General features: G+C 48.4%; 10 protein-coding genes. 8 read left to right on the top strand and 2 right to left on the bottom strand.

The annotated features are described in order from the left end of the window. Positions 1-56 precede the first annotated feature (56 nt). The 4 genes from CVT49_02145 to CVT49_02130 all read left to right on the top strand — a co-directional run bounded on the left by CVT49_02145 (position 57) and on the right by CVT49_02130 (position 4,753). Positions 57-1,631: a hypothetical protein gene (locus tag CVT49_02145; protein ID PKK84644.1), complete on the top strand. Its 1,575-nt coding sequence runs from the start codon at positions 57-59 to the stop codon at positions 1,629-1,631. A gap of 287 nt (positions 1,632-1,918) precedes the next feature. Then, complete coding sequence (locus tag CVT49_02140) at positions 1,919-2,503, top strand: bifunctional pyr operon transcriptional regulator/uracil phosphoribosyltransferase PyrR (protein PKK84643.1); 585 nt, start codon at positions 1,919-1,921, stop codon at positions 2,501-2,503. Then, entirely contained in the window at positions 2,500-3,435 is a 936-nt protein-coding gene (locus tag CVT49_02135; GenBank protein ID PKK84642.1) for an aspartate carbamoyltransferase, read from the top strand. Before CVT49_02140 ends, CVT49_02135 begins: the two co-directional genes overlap by 4 nt. A gap of 1 nt (position 3,436) precedes the next feature. Further along, positions 3,437-4,753, top strand: a complete 1,317-nt coding sequence (locus CVT49_02130; protein PKK84641.1) for a dihydroorotase — start codon at positions 3,437-3,439, stop codon at positions 4,751-4,753. A 56-nt stretch (positions 4,754-4,809) separates the two neighbouring features. Here the strand turns inward: CVT49_02130 and CVT49_02125 are convergent, their stop codons facing one another. Both CVT49_02125 and CVT49_02120 read right to left on the bottom strand, forming a co-directional pair. Continuing rightward, positions 4,810-6,024: a proteinase inhibitor I4 serpin gene (locus CVT49_02125; GenBank protein PKK84640.1), complete on the bottom strand. Its 1,215-nt coding sequence runs from the start codon at positions 6,022-6,024 to the stop codon at positions 4,810-4,812. A gap of 85 nt (positions 6,025-6,109) precedes the next feature. Beyond that, a complete protein-coding gene (locus CVT49_02120; GenBank protein ID PKK84639.1) occupies positions 6,110-7,000 on the bottom strand; it encodes a hypothetical protein in 891 nt (296 codons plus the stop codon). A gap of 187 nt (positions 7,001-7,187) precedes the next feature. Here CVT49_02120 and CVT49_02115 point away from each other — a divergent pair, with 187 nt between their 5' ends. From CVT49_02115 to sprA, 4 genes are all read left to right on the top strand, one after another. Beyond that, positions 7,188-9,263, top strand: coding sequence for an ATP-dependent DNA helicase RecG (locus CVT49_02115; protein PKK84638.1), 2,076 nt, complete (start codon positions 7,188-7,190; stop codon positions 9,261-9,263). A gap of 74 nt (positions 9,264-9,337) precedes the next feature. Then, positions 9,338-9,709 carry a hypothetical protein gene (locus CVT49_02110; protein PKK84637.1) on the top strand — a complete coding sequence of 124 codons (372 nt, stop codon included), beginning with the start codon at positions 9,338-9,340 and terminating at the stop codon, positions 9,707-9,709. Positions 9,710-9,814: 105 nt separating this feature from the next. After that, a complete protein-coding gene (locus CVT49_02105; GenBank protein ID PKK84636.1) occupies positions 9,815-10,774 on the top strand; it encodes a UDP-N-acetylenolpyruvoylglucosamine reductase in 960 nt (319 codons plus the stop codon). A gap of 80 nt (positions 10,775-10,854) precedes the next feature. Then, positions 10,855-16,797, top strand: a complete 5,943-nt coding sequence (gene sprA / locus CVT49_02100; GenBank protein PKK84635.1) for a cell surface protein SprA — start codon at positions 10,855-10,857, stop codon at positions 16,795-16,797. Positions 16,798-16,810 lie beyond the last annotated feature (13 nt).

Raw genomic sequence — 16,810 nt, 5'->3', positions numbered from 1 at the left:
TATTTACCTTGATTATTGCCGCCGATGGTGTTATCTAAGCCATCGGCGGTTTTATTATGATTCGATTCGAAAATGTAACATTCGCTTATCCCGGGGGATCGGCGGCTCTTAATAACCTGAATCTCCATATTGCCAGGGGGGAGAAGGTGGCCATTGTCGGCAACAACGGTTCCGGTAAAACCACCCTGGCCCTGTTGATCAATGGGATTCTTCGCCCGACCTCGGGTACGATCTCAATCGATGGTTTGGATCCTTCGGTCGAACAGGATAACCGCAAACTCAAGCAAAAAGTGGGGCTGGTTTTCCAAAATCCCGACAACCAACTCGTTTCAACCACGGTCGAACGCGAAGTGGCATTTTCCCTTGAAAATATGAATATTCCGTATGATGAGATGCACCGCCGGGTTGAGAGAATGCTTCAATTTTTCGGTCTGATCGATTTTCGCAACAAGCTTACTTCGGATCTTTCAGGCGGAGAGAAACAGCGGCTGGCCCTTGCGGCGGTTATGGTTGCCGAGCCCGATATTCTTATTCTCGATGAGCCCGGCTCATATCTCGATCAGACCGGCAAGCGACTGCTCAATAAAGCGATCGATCTGCTCCTTGCCGAAAAAAAAGATCTTACTGTCCTGAGGATTACGCAGTATGCCGAAGAGGCTGAATTATATAAAAGAATGATTGTCTTTGGAGATGGTCGTGTTGAAGCCGATAATACCCCCGAGCGTATTTTCAGAAATACAACATCTCCTGACTCTCTCGGAATCGATATCCCGCTAAAATATCAAGTCGTCGCCGGGTCGTTGCCGGATTCCGCCAATATTGCTGAATCATCGACAGCTGTTTCAGTTACAGCGGGAAACGCGGCGATATTAATGGATTCGGTCAGTTTCAGTTATGAAAGCGGCCCGGATAATAAATTATTCGACAGGCTCAATCTCAGGCTGGAATCCGGCCGGGTATATGGTCTGGTGGGGCCTTCCGGCAGCGGCAAAACGACTTTGATTCAATTGTTGGCCGGACTCATCAAGCCCGATTCCGGAAGGATCAATTATGAAGGTTTTGCTCCTTCGCCGGGAAAACTGGTCGTATCATTCCAGCAGCCGGAGCGGCAGTTTTTCCTTGAGACGGTTGATAGAGAGATCCGTTTCGGCGCTGAAAATCTGGGATTTGATAACATTGAGCATATCGCCGGGCAATGCTATTCGCTGATCGGTCTGGATAAAGATAAATATTCCGGCCGTAATCCTTTTACGCTTTCGGGCGGGGAGAAAAGAAAACTCGCCTTTGGAACCATCTTGTCACTCAAACCGGAATTTATATTTTTCGATGAGCCGACCTGCGGATTGGACCGGCAGGGCATCGAAAAGTTTAAAAGTATGGTTGCAAGGCTTAAGAAAGACGGTGTCGGCATGATTATCATCTCGCACTTTGGCGACATTATCCTTGATCTTGCCGATGAAATTATTGCCTTGAGCAAAGGCAAAATCGAAACGGTTCAGACTCGCGAGGATTTTTTCCATAATACCGATTACACCGATTATCTCTCCACGCCTGATTTGATAGCATTTCAGCAGGATGTCTTCGGCCGGATCAAATTTCTCGACCGCTCCCCACTTTTAGGCAATGTTTGATTCTTATTATATTCCCCTGTAATTCAATCGATTGGATAACCCATGTAACAAATTACTTTAATTAATAATTAAACTCTTGACCCTCGGCCAATAATTCATATAATCAATACAACTTAACCTTTTAAAGTCGTCCTGCGAGGCGGCTAAAGGCACAAATATGTCATCGCTTTTTGAACATATCACTGAGACAATTAACCATAAGATCAATATTTCATATAACAGGGATGTAACTGCGAATATTTATACCGTAAGGAGGCAAATTGCCCAGGTCCAATGTAGAGATTCTGATGGATGCGCAGAAAATTAATCGCGCCACCACCAGAATCGCACACGAGATTCTCGAAAAAAACAGCGGCGCCGCTGATCTTGTCATCATCGGCATTATCCGCCGCGGGGCCGATTTGGCCAAAAGAGTAGCCGAGCATATCAAGCAGATTGAGGGCGTTGAAGTCCCGGTCGGATTACTCGACATCAACCTTTACCGCGATGATGTCCATACCCGGCTGGCCCAGCCGATTGTCCAGCGAACCGAAATCCTTTTCGACATTGTTGATCGTAATGTGATTCTTGTCGATGACGTCTTATTCACCGGCCGGACCATTCGCTCGGCCCTTGATGCCATCATCGATTTCGGCCGGCCCCGTTCCATCCAACTGGCCGTGCTGATTGACCGCGGACATCGCGAACTGCCGATCAGGCCGGATTATGTCGGCAAAAATATTCCCACTTCCAAAGACGACCGGGTGCTGGTGCGGTTGAGCGAGCGTGATAAAAAGGAAGAGGTTATTATCGAAAAAGCCGGCCTTAAGACAAAATCCGTGAAAACCGGCTCAACCGGGAAATCCGGAGCAAAAGGGGGTAAGAAGAAATGATGCTTAAATCACGGCATTTGCTGGGACTGGAAGGAATGGCCGCCGATGAACTGAAACTTATTCTGGATACGACCGAATCATTCCGCGAAATTATCGAGCGCCCGATCAAAAAGGTTCCCACGCTTCGCGGCATAACCGTTCTCAATCTCTTTTATGAGCCGTCAACACGAACCAGAATTTCCTTTGAACTGGCCGAGAAAAGACTCTCCGCCGATATCATAAACTTTTCCAAGTCGACTTCATCCGTCACCAAGGGAGAGTCTCTAAAGGATACCGTTCAGAATATCGAAGCTCTCAAGATAAATATGATTGTGGTCCGGCATGCTTCTTCCGGCGTGCCGTATTACCTGACCCAATGCACCGCTTCCAACATTATCAATGCCGGCGACGGGCGGCATGAACATCCCACCCAGGCGCTGCTCGATATGTTCACCATCCGCCGCAAGTATGGCCGGCTGGACGGCCTGAGGGTGGTGTTGATCGGTGATGTCAAACATTCCCGGGTGGTTCGCTCCAATATATGGGGCCTGAAAACCATGGGCGCCTCGGTGGCGGTCTGCGGTCCGACCACCCTTCTTCCATACGAGGTGGAAAAATTCGGCGTCGATGTCTATACCAATCTCGAAGAAGCTATCGACGGCGCCGATGTTGTTAATATCATGCGTATCCAGCTCGAACGACAGCAGGCCGGTCTATTTCCTTCGATGCGCGAGTACACCAACCTGTTCGGCATGAGCAGGGAGAGGCTGCCGCTGTTGAACAAAAATTATACCATTATGCATCCGGGGCCGATGAACCGCGGCGTGGAGATTACTTCCGAAGTGGCCGACAGCGCGGCCTCGGTGATCCTGGAACAGGTCACCAACGGACAGGCGGTGCGAATGGCTGTCCTGTATCTGCTATCCGGCAAGAAACAGGAGGAGGAAGAATAGTATGAAAAGCGCAAAATATGATCTGGTTATAAAGGGCGGCCGCGTCATCGATCCTACCCTGGGTTTTGTCAAGGAAGCCGATGTTTTTGTCAAAGACGGCGTAATCGCCAAGATTGCCAAAGAAACGCAGGCTACCCTGAAGGAAATCACTTCGCTCCCGGCCGAAAATGTTATTGATGCTTCAGGAAAAATTGTCTGTCCCGGTTTGATTGATATGCATGTGCATTTGAGAGAACCCGGATTCGAAGGCAAGGAAACCATTATCACCGGCTGCCGGGCGGCCGCTGCCGGCGGTTTCACCGCGGTTTGTTGCATGCCAAACACCTCACCCGCCATCGACAATCAGGAGACAGTCAGATTTGTCCAGTCCAGAGCCGAAGGAGCCGATGCCCGCGTCTATGTCGTGGGGGCCATAACCAAGGACCTCAAGGGCGGCGAACTGGCTGAAATCGGCGACCTGGCCAAAGGCGGCGCCGTCGCTGTCTCGGATGATGGTAACTATGTTCAGAATCCCGAAATCATGCGCCGGGCGCTCGAATATGCGCAGATGTTTGATATCCCCATCATTACTCATGCCGAAGATGAGTTCTTGTGCGGCGGCGGGGTCATGAATGAATCTTTTGAAGGCTCTCGGCTGGGTATGAAGGGCCGCCCCGCGGTCGGCGAGGTGATTGCTGTTCTGCGCGATATCAAACTTTGCCAGTTTGTCGGCGGCCGGCTCCACATTGCTCATGTTTCGACGGCCGGCGCCGTCGAAGCCATCCGCCAGGCAAAACTCGAGGGCGTTAATGTCACTGCCGAAGCTGCCCCGCATCATTTCACGTTGACCGACGATGAAATCGGCAAGGAGTTCAACACCAATCTGAAGGTGAATCCGCCGCTTCGCACCCGGAAAGATGTCGATGCGGTCATCAAGGGGTTGGTGGACGGGACCATCGATTGCATTGCCTCCGATCATGCCCCGCATTCCGAAGAAGATAAGGATGTGGAATTCGATCAGGCACCTTCCGGTATGATCGGTCTCGAAACCACGCTCAGCCTGGTCAAGTCTCAGTTGATCGACAAGGGTTACCTGTCATGGGCCGATGCCATCAGGAAAATGACTCAGGCCCCGGCCCGAATTCTCCGTCTGCCCGGCGGAACGCTCGAAAAAGGTTGTGTCGCTGACATCACGGTCATTGATCCTGACCGAAAATGGATCCTCAAGAAAGAGAATATCCACTCCAAATCGCAGAATTCGCCGTTTATCGGATGGAAACTTACCGCAAAAGTGACCCATACTATTCTCGGCGGAAGGTTGGTTTATACCGCGAAATAAGAAATAATATTTGGCGATTATAGTGCTGCCGCTCAAATAACGGCAGCATTTTTTACTTATAATCCCGGATCCACTATTGAACCAATAAACAGAATCTCGCCGGTTTGTCCATCGACAATGGCACAGACGAATGGGTGATCCACGACCATCTTAAATCGCTCCGGTTTAGAAGAAATGCTTTTGGTCATGACCATTACCGCCGTTGCCGCGGCCGCTTCGGTACCTTCCTCGTTAACTTCGACAAACGCCTTTTGTTTGACATAACTGATCCAGGCCAGACCGGGGCGGGCATTCTCGAGCAGATTCGAGAAATCGGCCACTTCAGGATTAAAGGCCTGGTGGATTCCCATATTCATAAAAACATCGTTCAACAGTTTTTCATATTCAAGTTTGAATTTGGGTAGGAGAATATCGCCATCCATCATGCGGTACATCCTGTTCCACTGTTTCCAGTTGTCGGAGTTGAAACTGTCAAGGAAACTCTTGTAGTCGGTACCGTCTTTGTGTGGAAGAAAAATATGCATGCTCAAACGCTCGTTGCCGTAAGGCAGAACAATTGACTGGAAATCTTCATTCTCGAAATATTTGAATTTCCCGGATTGCGACATTAATGGAATCTTTTTTATTTCCGAGTTCAGCAGATAGAAATTGTCGGTGCGGGTCAGTTTATCATCAAATTTGTATTTCCACTCACCTTTGAAATAAATGGCGTTTATCAACAGCATGATATCATTCGGCCCAATGCGATCGACAATATTTTTTATTTTCTGATTGGTATTTTTGCTCACCCAATCATTGATAACTCCAACATCCTGGGTCCGGGCGACTTCCGCCTCATAATATTTTGTGACCGTGTCGAAGAAACTTTTCTTAAAATCCATATTGGCCAGCAGCCACAGGGAATTGGCAATATTCAGTTTTACTTTGGGGTCAGCCGTTTCCAGGGAATTGCTCATTTCCTGAAAATAATTATTAATCTCATCATCGTTCATATCTCCAAAACCAAGCGCCGCCTTCATTTCCTCTCTGGTTCCGCCGCCGGTGCCATTATAAGCCATAGCCATGGCCAGCCGGGCGCTTAAAGGGGAGACGAAAATATTTTTCTCGCTTTCTTCACTGATTATTTGTCCAAAAAAATCCAGCGAAAATTGGCTGGACTGTGCATATTTACTCATAGGATCCGATCCTTCATCCCCGGCCAGAATGGCCATCGGCATTATTATCGCCATAACCAAAGCCAGAAATAAAATACCTGTTTTTTTTGAAATCATGTCTGCCTCCAAAAGAAAATGATTCGATAGTCTGTTTGGAATACAGCCTTCAAACCATTTTCTTCCGGTAATTTCGTTAAAATTTTTACAATAATTTATAGGTCAGGCCGAGCGCCAGAGTCTCTTTGAGACGTCCCTTTTTGCTGATCTGCTTGTCATAAAGAAGCTGCGTATAAAATGTCACCTGGATATATTTTGAAATAGAGGCTGTTACTGTATTTTCCCAGTTAATATCAACTGCTTTCCAATAATCCTCGGCTTCTGTACCCTTAAAGTCATTTTTCTTCGAGAAAAAGAAGGCCTTGTAAAGAGACAACTTTCCGACATATCCCAGTTTGTCGTTCAGGACCATTTTGACATCAGAGACTGATTCCAGACCGCCATCCATCGAAGATATGGTCTCGGTTTTGGCCGGGTCGGTCGGGGAAACCGCGCCCCTGTTAATGTTTTCCTTAACGGCAAATCCAAGACGGCTCAGAATCTCATCCTTTTCCTTCTTAAATAATGTCTTGGCAATACCGGCCGATTCGGTCAGGAGCATCGGATTTATATATCGCTTGTTGGTGTCCACCGAAGCGTCGAGAAATTGACTCTCAAACCGGAAAGCGACATAGGGATCGACCCAGGCATCAAGCGTAAGCCGGCCCAGTGCTTCCAGGTCAATCTTGTCGGTCGATTTTTGAGGCCTGGACCAGTCCCTGGTCTCCTTGTCCTGTGTCATGGTCTGTCCGAAGGCCAACTTAATGGTATTTTTTAATTTAAATTTGGGACTCATCTGTTTGGTGAAAACCCCGTCCGCTCCGGCCGCCCAGGTCACGTTGCCCTCTTCACCGCCGGTCCAACTATTGGAATAAGAAGATTGGGTCACATTTAATCCCAGATTAAATGATTGTTCCCAGGGCTCGGCCATAATTCCGGGAGCCGCGAGCAAAGACACAAATACAATAATCATCAGTCCATTAATGATTCTTTTCATTATTGCCTCCTGTTAATTTTAGTATTTACATGTGGATATTACCAACAAATTACATGGATTGATGAAAATCAACAAGTTTTTATCCTTTAATGTTCCATGGATGTTAAATAATATTTAATCCTGTTAATCCGGGTTGAATGTTGTTGACAATTATACCATCAAAAATTAATCTGACAAAGTGCCGGATATGAATCTCAATTCGGAAGTGCAGTATCTTAAGGGGGTCGGTCCCCGCAGGGCTGCCATTCTTGCCGGAGTCGGAATAAAATGTCTCCGGGATCTGCTGTATTTTCTCCCTCGGCGCTATATCGACCGTTCCATGATTGTCCCCATCGATTCCCTCAAGGCCAATATGACGGCGACCGTAATCGGGAAGGTAATGGGTTCGGGCATCTTGATGGGCCGCCGCAAAAGACTTGAGGTTGTCCTTGGAGATGATTCCGGTTATATCTCGCTGATCTGGTTTGCCGGTTACAAGTATCTGGAAAAGATGTTTAAGAAAGGCGACGTTCTTTCGGTGACAGGACAGGTCACCTATTTCCAACAGCGGCAAATAGTGCATCCGGAGGTGGAGCGTATCGAAGATGAGGCGGCCGAATTGATCCACACCGGACGTATCGTGCCGGTTTATCCATCTACCGCCGCCCTGAAAAAGGCCGGTATAACCGGGAGAGCTATGCGGCAAATGGTCAGCCGAACACTTGAAATGATTGGCGACATCTCAGATTATTTGCCCGAGAAATATCATCAAAGCAGCGGCCTGCCGCGCCTCGGCGATTCTCTCCGTCTTGTTCATTATCCTGAAAAAATGGAAGATGCCGAAAATTCCCGACGCCGGCTGGCTTACGATGAATTACTGGATCTGCAGTACCTGATCCTGAAGAGCCGCAAGGAAAAAAATCAGGTCAGCAAAAGTCATAACTATGACGAGCCGAGGAAGATGGTCAAAGGATTTTACCGGGCGCTGCCGTTTAAACTCACATCCGATCAGAGTAAATCGACCGAAAGGATTTTTGCCGATTTGCGGTCCGATCGACCGATGCATCGCCTGCTTCAGGGTGATGTCGGTTGCGGTAAGACAGTTGTGGCGCTTCTGGCCTCGGTCTATGCCGCCGAGAATGATCTGCAGACCGCCTTCATGGCCCCGACCGAACTCCTCGCCGAGCAGCACTACCAAAACTGGAGAAAACCGCTTGAAGATATCGGGCTCAATTGCTCATTGATGATCGGCGCCATGACAGCCGCCGAGCGGCGGGAAGCCAATGAAGCGGTCGCCTCGGGTCAAAGCCGGATTGTCTTCGGAACTCATGCCGTCATCTCGGAGTCAGTTCAGTTTCAAAATCTGGGATTGGTAATTATCGATGAGCAACACCGTTTTGGTGTCATGCAGCGAGGCAAATTGATCGGCAAAGGTCAGCACCCCGATACGCTGGTCATGACGGCGACGCCTATCCCGCGCACTCTGGCCCTGACACTTTACGGAGATCTGGATATCTCATCCATTAAAACCATGCCACCCGGAAGAAAACCGACCAAAACGGTCTGGCGGAGTGCTTCCACCAGACCCGAAATTTATAAGTATTTAAGAACCCGTCTCGCTGAACAGGAGCAGATTTTCTTTATATATCCGTTAGTGGAAAAGTCGGAGAAACTCGACCTGCAGGCGGCTGAGGATGAATATAAGCGGCTTAAAAGTGAAATCTTTACCGAATATCGTGTCGGCCTGGTGCATGGACGTATGAAAAGCGCCCAGAGGGAGAAAGCCATCACCGCCTTCCGAAATAAACGGCTTGATATTCTGGTTTCGACAACCGTTATCGAAGTCGGCATCGACATCCCGTCGGCCAATATCATGGTTATCGAACATGCCGAACGATTCGGCTTGTCGCAGTTGCATCAGTTGCGCGGCCGCGTCGGGCGCGGCGGGCAGCAGGGCACCGCTATCGCTGTGGCCACGTCGCCTATCAGTGATCTGGCCCGCCGTCGGCTGGAGATGTTTGTTTCATCCACTGATGGCTTCGAAATTGCCGAAGCCGACCTGGAACTGCGGGGGCCGGGCGAATTTTTCGGGACCCGACAGCACGGCCTTCCCGAATTGACAATCGCCAATCTGGCCCGCGATACTGAACTCCTGACAATGGCGCGCGATATCATCATTAAGCTGCTGGCCGTGGATCATGTTTTGGACGCCGATGACCGAATATTACTGGAATACCTTCAAAAGAAACTTGCCGGAAGAAAATCGCTGACAAGATTCGGATAAAATATTACATTGTATGATTGTTACCGCCACTGAGGATATAATTTTAATAGATGATATGAAAGAATGAGGAAATTATGAACGATATGGAAAAAAAGATTGATGCCAATTTCTTTCATCTGGTAGTATCGCTTCAAATGGCCTCGATGCAGCAAATGGGCAAAATTGCATCCCCGCTTTCGGGTAAAGTCGAAAAAAATCTCGACCAGGCCCGCCTGAGTATCGATATGCTGGCCATGCTGGCCGAGAAAACCGATGGTAACCTGACCCATGAGGAAAAAGATTTAATCGATCGGGTTCTGTTTGAGTTAAGATTGAATTTTGTCGATGAAACAAAAAAGGGCGATGCCGGTCAGAAAACAGAAGAAAAGCATGAAATGGAAGAAAAATCGGAAAATGATTCGGGGAAGAGCCAGGATACAGAAAACGAAGAAGATAATAAATCCTGATGCCTTTGAGTCTGGTTCCGATCGTAATATGGTTGATGATATATTGTGTAAATGCCCTTTTGACTTGCTTTTTGCCGGTTATTCATTTATTATTATTAAGGTAATATAGTGAAGAATAATAGCTGGGATTTTGAAGAAACTTATGCCTTACTGAAGGAGCACTTCGGCAATCGAATTGTGGTCGACAGACCTCTTGCCGATCTGAATACCTTCGGGACCGGGGGAAATGCCAGGTTATTTATCGAGGTTTCTTCCGGAGAAGAATTATCCCGGCTGATGACCGTCGCATCCGGATTGAAAATGCCGATTTTTATGCTTGGCGGCGGTTCCAATGTCCTGGTTTCGGATTCGGGCTTTGACGGCTTGATAATTAAGAATTCGATCCATGGACTGGAAAAGTCTGACAACCAAATAATCTGCGGAGCCGGTGAAGAGCTTCAGAGACTGGTCGATTACGCTACTCAGAACGGCTTGTCCGGCTTGGAATTTGCTTCTGGTATATGGGGAACAGTTGGCGGCGCCATTTATGGCAACGCCGGTGCTTATGGCGGCGAGATCGGGAATACCCTGATATCTGCCGAAGTTGTTGATAGAGAAGGGCATATAAGAGAAGAAAAGGCCGAGTATTTTGAGTTTGCTTACCGCTGGTCAAAACTTAAAAAAACCGCCGAGTTTGTAACCAGGGCAAAGTTTGCACTAAAAGAATGCAATACGGAGGAAATAAAGGGCAGAGTCGATGAAATTATGACCATGCGGCGCGAGAAACTCCCCATCGGTTTGCACTCGGCCGGCTGCTTTTTTAAAAATATTCCTGATAAATCTCAGAAATTCGGGAAACTTTCGGCCGGTAAGCTTTTAGAAGAAGTGGGAGTTAAAGAAATGCGCTGCGGAGGCGCCAGAGTTTTTGAAAACCACGCCAACATTTTGATTAATAATGGCTCGGCCCATTCCGATGATATTAAAAAGCTGGCTGACTTGATGAAAAGTATGGTCAGGCAGAAATTCGGCATCGAACTACAGGAGGAGGTTATCCTGCTGGGCAATTTCGAGGAGGAACGCGTATAGCATCTTTTTAATGGATTGAAATTAACTGACTAGAGTCGGTATGTGCTACGTTTAGAAGGTTTTCACATCTCTGGCTGTTGATGGTGGTCATTCTGACCACGTGTGGAATTGTATCCGCCGCTCCCGGTTTCTATCAGGAGTTGCAATACCCGCCCGCCTATATTTCGCCGTATCCGAAAGAAACATCCGTCTTCTCGGCCTCGATAACCCCGAAAGAATATCCTGAACTGAAAAGAATGTATGTCGGCAATGTCCAGGTCGATCATTCCAGTTATGAACAGAAGTCAATCACTTTCACCGGTTCCTTCTACAAAAAGGGCAAATACTCCTATTACTATACGCCTCGGGCGGTTGATGCCGACGCCTTTATGGAATACCGCACCAGGCTGAATCTGAAAAATGATATGCGCGAAACCAGGGCCAAGGCGCTGGCCAAGGATCAGAAAGACAAAGCCGGAGGACTGCTGGCTATCAATATCCCGATCAAGTCCAAGGCGATGGAATCACTCTTCGGCGAGGGCGGCGCCGGATTGAAAGTTTCGGGTTATCATCAAATTACACTTTCCGGAAGATCACAATGGGATGACCGCACTTCCACCGCAACTTATCGCCAGAATAAGTTTCCGACTCTCAACATGGAGCAGGTCTCTCGATTTGATATTAACGGCACCATTGGCTCCAAAATCACCGTTGCCGTGTCCCAGGACTCCAAAACAGATATTCCGCTGGCCAACCGCATCATGATCCGTTACAAGGGTGATGAAGACGATATCATCCAGACCATCGAGGCCGGCAATACCACCCTGTCGCTTCCCAACACCCAGTTTGTTGGTTATTCAACCAGGATCAAAGGATTGTTCGGTTTAAAAACAACGGCGAAAGTCGGGGGCCTGGAAATGACTGCGATCGCCAGCCAGGAAAAAGGTACCACCGAGCGAACGACCATCACGGCCGGCGCCTCATCCCGCAAGCAGCATATTCGCGATTATGCTTACCTTGACGGCAAGATATTTGATCTCGGACGGCTCGATCCCACCAAATTCGATAAAATTGATTTCGATCCTGCGGCCGGGGATAGTATTCAGCAGATTGCGGTCTATCGGAGGGTCACATCGAATCTCAATAATGCCCTGGGTACTGACGCCAATATGTATGTCAATCCCTTTGATTCCACCGAATTTGCAGGGACCGAAAGCGTCAACAATATTCTGGTTGAAGAAGTCCCGCCGGAAGAATACTATGTCGACAATAATGATTTTTGGATAATGTTCGACAAGCCCAATGCCGGGACCTATGATGCCGAAATCGGCGTCTGGATGGTGGTCCAACGAGGAGGCATCAATGGAACACTGGATACGGTCGGCTCCATCGAAGCTCCGCCTTATCATTTGAAGCTGATTAAGGCCAGAAGCCCCATTGAGTCTCAGCAGACCTTTCAATACGCCTGGCGAAATGTCTACGCTATCGGCTCATTTTCCGGAGGCGTGGATCTTGATGGACTTGAAATCAAAATATTCAAGGGGACCAATGGTACCGAAGGAAGCGAAGATAACCTTGATAAAAATGAACCGGGTGTTCCGTATGTAACCATTCTGGGTTTGGACCGGTATGACCAGAATGGCAATCGGAAGCCGGATAATATAGTTGATGTATATTCGGATATTATAATAGCGGCCCAGGGTCTCCTTATTTTCCCCAGCCGCGAGCCGTTTAATATTACCCGGCCCGATAATGATACCACGCTCGTGGAAACCGTTCCGGAAATTTACACCACCAAACGCGCTTCAAAAGATGCTTTAGAAGCCAGTAAATATTATATTGAGGTTACATCGGTCAGCAAATCCAACGAAATCACCCTCGGCAAACCAAATATTATCGAAGGTTCGGAACGAATTGTCTCCGGCGGCGTGGTGCTCCAGAGAGGCGAGGATTATACAATCAATTATGACTTCGGCCGGGTTACGCTGGGGGATAATGTCAACTTGAATGATGATTTATCCATTGATTTCGAATATTCACCCTTTATCCAGGCTCAGAAAAAAACTCTATTCGGCGTTCGTGGTGAATATGAATACAGCCCAAATCTTAAATTCGGCAGTACGATTTTGTACAAATCGGACAAGGCCACCCAGCGCAAACCGAAGATCGGACAGGAAACTTCAAAAATGTTTGTCTGGGACGGCGACGTCAGTTTTAAGGTACAGCCGAGTTTCCTGACCACCGCCGCCAATGCTCTGCCGTTTTTCAGCACCGAGCAGGAATCCAATCTGGGCGTTACCGCCGAATTGGCCCAATCATACCCGAATCCCAATGTCGATGGTGTCGCCTACCTCGATGATTTCGAGGGCAGTCGTGATTCTTACTCTCTCAGCGTTTACAGAGAGTCCTGGTCCTATTCGTCGAAGCCCTACACCTTGGACGATTTGCATTATCGCGCCTGGATGAACTGGTACAATCCTTATGACCAGGTTTCGACCAGGACGATCTGGAATAAGGATGTTACGGCCAGCAATAGTACGACCCAGGTGTTGCAGTTGTATTTTGAGCCGGGAACACTTGACCGTCGTGTCGGTAATGTTCCGGACACACTGACCGGTGTTGATCCGACTATGTCCTGGGCCGGCATTATGCGTGGTCTGGTCGGCAGTGCCACCGATATGAGCCGCGCCGACATGCTGGAACTTCGTTTAAAAGGACGAAAGGGTATTTTGCATGTTGATATCGGTGAAATTTCCGAAGATATCAACGGCAATGGCAAGACTGACGACGAAGATGTTATCAATAACGGCGTTCTTGACGACAGCGAAGACATCGGGCTGGATGGTTTGGCCGACCTGGACGAACCCGGTTACGATGCCCAGACCAATCCCGACCCGCATGGCGATAACTGGGACTATAAGGACACCGATCCTTATAAAATTCGATATATCAATGGAACCGAAAAAAACAGGCTTGACCCCGGGACCCTGGGACTTCCCGATATTGAAGATTTCAACCGCGACCAGACGGCACAAACAAGAAATAACTATTTTTCATATAGCATAGACCTGGCCGACGAGTTCGATAAGTTTTTTGTCCAGTTTTCGCGCAACGAATATGGCTGGGGCACCTACCGCATCCCGCTGCGTGATTCTTTACTTCTCGATGCTATCGTCGGCAGCCCGGTCTGGGCGAATATTGAATTTGTCCGCTTCTGGATAGAATCGCCCGATGGCAGCAAAATAGACAGCCTGCAGATCGCTTCCGCGGAAATTATTTCGCCCAACTGGGAAGATACCACAATTATTCCAAGCTATGCCGTTACGGCTGATACTTCCACCCAGCAGCGTTTCAGCGTTGCCGTTATAGGTACCCAGGACAATGATCCCGATCATCCCTATTACACATCCCCTCCCGGTGTGTCCGGATACCATGACATCACCGCCGATATCATCGAACCGGAGCAGTCGCTGCTTCTGACCTATGATAATTTCCGGGCCTATGATTCGGCAACGGCCGACACCGGCCTGGTCGAGAGGATTCTTTTTGACACGCCGAATCTGATGGGATACGGGACACTGAAAATGTTTGTCAGGGCTCCCGAGGAACTGGCCGACGGCTCGAGCCTGATGTTTCTATTCCGCGTCGGTCAAAACAATCAGAACTACTATGAATTGAGAACGGCAATCAATTCGAATCAGTGGCTGGATAGTAAAGGCTGGATCGATGTCGGTATGAATTTCGATGAAATAACCGGCCTGAAGGAATTTCTTGAACGGGCGCGCGCCAATAAACCTGACACGAATTATATTGATTCGACCATCAATGGAAGCAATTATCGTGTCTTCGGAAAGCCCAATATCACAAAAATAAAATATCTGGCTTTTGGCGTGGTGCCGCTTAGAGTCGACAACCTGACAAGCGGTGACCTCTGGATCGATGAATTGAGACTGACCGATGTCAGGAATGATGTCGGCACAGCCGCCCGCATTACTTTCAGCGGAAATGTCGCCGATCTGTTTACGTATAATGCCGGCTACAATTATGAAAACGCCTATTTCAGGAAAATATCAAGCTCGACCAGGGGAGGTTCAGCCGATAATCTGGGCAGCGGAAAAGCGACCAATGCCTATAACTACGGCATCAATTTTAAACTGGACAAGTTCCTGCCCCGCTCGCTGGGCGCCAATATTCCTTTTTCTTACCGGTATACACGAAACATCTCGACGCCCAGGCTTAAGTACAATTCCGACATTATCCTTCCTGAAGAATTGCGGTATGAAGAAAGGACCGAAAATATATCCAAATCATTTTCGACATCGGAAAATTTTAACAAGAAAACCAAGAACCCTCTGTTTACCGTCCTGCTGAACAACCTGCGGACAAATTTCTCATATAACCGTTCCGATGGCATCTCACCATCGGCGCCGATGTCGATGAGTGAAAATTACCGGGTCGGTTCTTCATACGGATATAATATTGGCAAAGTCCCCGGTCTCAGGGTCTTTTTCTGGACGCAGCCGATGCCAGTACTAAAACGTCTCAGCGGGACCAAGTTTTACGTTTTCCCGTCCAACTTCAACGTGACCTCCGATATCAACCGCAATCTGCGTATCAGTCGGAATGTCAATGGCATTCTGACAAATAGCCTTACCAAAACTTTTGCGGGCACTTTTAAAACGACTTATAAAATTACAGATAATCTCACGGCCAGCTACAGCATGGACACACGTCGGGATATATCGAACCCCGATCTGGTCAAAATCAGCTTCAATCCCAAAGAATTTAAGCTGGGGCGTGAAACGAAATACAGCCAGGCCTTCAGTGCCAACTATTCTCCGACCCTCTTCGGCTTCCTGACACACAAATTCAATTATTCGGCGTCTTATATCGAGGATTTTATTATAGTTAAGGATAACCGGAACATGTCGGCCAGCAAGTCCTACGGGGTCGGCGGTACCTTCGATCTGCAAAAGCTTTTCGGTGGACAGTCATCGTCCCGCCGGTCGACCCCGCGCAAGCGTACCCAACAAGGTGTAACCGTGGCCCAACCGGAATCCAAGGGAAGTGTGATCAAGAAGGTTTTGGACAAGCCCGCGTGGATGATGCGGTTCCTGACCGGCTGGATCGATCCCTTTACCTATGACTTCAAGGAAGCATACCGTTATTCATATATCGGGCTGTTGGAACGGGCCCAACTGAAATTCAGATTCGGGTTGACGGATGCTATCGGGGCGAAGATAGATCCTGAAGCGGGGGCGGCCGGACAATCGACCGTTTCGACCAAAGTAACCAGCTATTCACTCGGCTCGGGGACAAAGCTTTTTGGAGGGCTGAAAACCGGCGTGTCATTCAGCCGCACTATTAATCGGGATATCAAAAAGGCGGTCAATCCGCAGAAGAGTATATCGACCACGTTTCCCGATTTTAATTTTTCGATCAGCCAGATGACCACTTTCAAATTCCTGAACCCCATTATCCGGAAATTCTCTCCCCGGACCAAATATACCAGAAGTACCAAGGAGTCCTACAACCTGACGACCGGCTACAAAACGGTGGAAGAGGTTACTGTCTCCCAGAATCCGCTGCTTTCATTCACCTTTGATGTGACTCGCGGACTTACCATTGACGTGCGCACCAATCGTTCCGTCAGCGATAACACATCCTATAATTCCAGCACGGGAAATGTCACTCGCAAACAGCGCAGTATAAATTCCGGTTCCTCAGCCTCGACAAAATATTCATTCTCCTGGCCGACCGGCGTCCGGTTCCCGCTGTTGGGACGCTTGAAATTCCGGTCGACCATGTCGATTTCTCTCGAAGTTTCCACCCGTACTCAAAAAAGAGAAGAATCGACCGGCGACAACCCCCTGATCTCCGCCGGAGAAAACAAGGATTTCATGGTGACACCGACCATATCATATACTTTCTCCAATCAAATCAAGGGCGGCGTCAGCGCCCGCTGGCAGGACACCAACAATGTTCAGCAAAGCCGCAAGTCGCATGTCCGGGAACTTCGTATCTATGTCGATATTCGATTCTAAAATATTTCATTGA

Source organism: candidate division Zixibacteria bacterium HGW-Zixibacteria-1 (assembly GCA_002838945.1).
In the GTDB taxonomy this organism is placed as follows: Bacteria; Zixibacteria; MSB-5A5; order GN15; family PGXB01; genus PGXB01.
The sequence above is the reverse complement of the archived record's forward strand: the minus strand, read 5'-3'. Positions and strand labels throughout refer to the sequence as shown.